Origin of the sequence: Curvibacter soli (genome assembly GCF_029211125.1) — a bacterium.
Classification (GTDB): Bacteria; Pseudomonadota; Gammaproteobacteria; order Burkholderiales; family Burkholderiaceae_C; genus Curvibacter_A; species Curvibacter_A soli.
Genome location: NZ_JARGEN010000070.1, coordinates 1 through 928 on the forward strand (window position 1 = coordinate 1; position 928 = coordinate 928).

The 928-nt window shown below is 65.6% G+C and carries 1 protein-coding gene; it reads right to left on the bottom strand.

Annotation, left to right across the window (positions count from 1 at the left end; translation table 11 throughout):
* Positions 1 to 784: MCP four helix bundle domain-containing protein (locus PY257_RS14280; RefSeq protein WP_275742995.1), on the bottom strand; the 784-nt coding region annotated here is incomplete at its 3' end.
* Positions 785 to 928 lie beyond the last annotated feature (144 nt).

Below are 928 nucleotides of genomic sequence, written 5' to 3' on the forward strand. Positions count from 1 at the left end.
TGCGCTCCAGGAAGGCGTTCATGTTCTGCAGCGAGCGCATGAGTTCGCCGAATTCGTCCCCGCGCGTTGCGTCTATGCGCTGGGTCAGGTCGCCCTGCGCTATCGCCTCGGCCAGCGCCACCGATTCCCGCAGCGGCTGGCGGATCGTGCGCACCAGTGTCGAGGCCACGAACATGCCGAGCGCCACCACCAGGACGGCGCCGACCGTGCCGATCACCGCGATGCTGCGGCTGGCCGACACCGCCTGCGCCCGCGTTTCATCCGCGTGCGCCTGCTGCAATAGGACATAGTCGTCGATGGCGCCGAGATACGCCTTGGCCGCCGGCAGCATATGGCCGTGCACGCGGCCCTGCACGACGGAGCCGTCGCCGTCTTCCTGCGCTTCGCGCACGTCCTTCGTCTTGGCCTCCAGCACCTTGTAGAGGCCATCGATTTTCTGCAGTTGCGCCTTGTCGTCGGCACGCACGGCGGCCTGCTGTACCTGCGCGTACAGCAGGCCGAGCTGCGCGGCGGCGCGCTCCTGGTCGGCCTTCAGGATTTTCTCGACCTCGCGGTCGGCACTGGACGCTGCGGCCACGGTGCGCGTGACGCTGGCGCTCACGAGCGCCTTCCATTCGGCGATGCGGACGATGGTGGCGTACTGGCCGCGCACTGCTTGCGAGGCGGCCTGCTGCGTGGCTACCGCACGCCACAACGTGAACCAGGTGATAACCAGCATGGCCGCCAGCAGCAGCACGATGGCCCCCCAGATCTTGCGCGACACGCGTATGCGGTTGAAATCCATCTTGTGCTTCCAAGGCCCCGCGTCAAAGAACATACGACGGGCAAGTAAAAGGTATACCACAACAGCATGCAACCCTGAGTCTTGTCCAACGAGGTATGAGCCTGGAGCCGGGCTCGTGATTCCACTGAGCAATGAGCCTGGCGA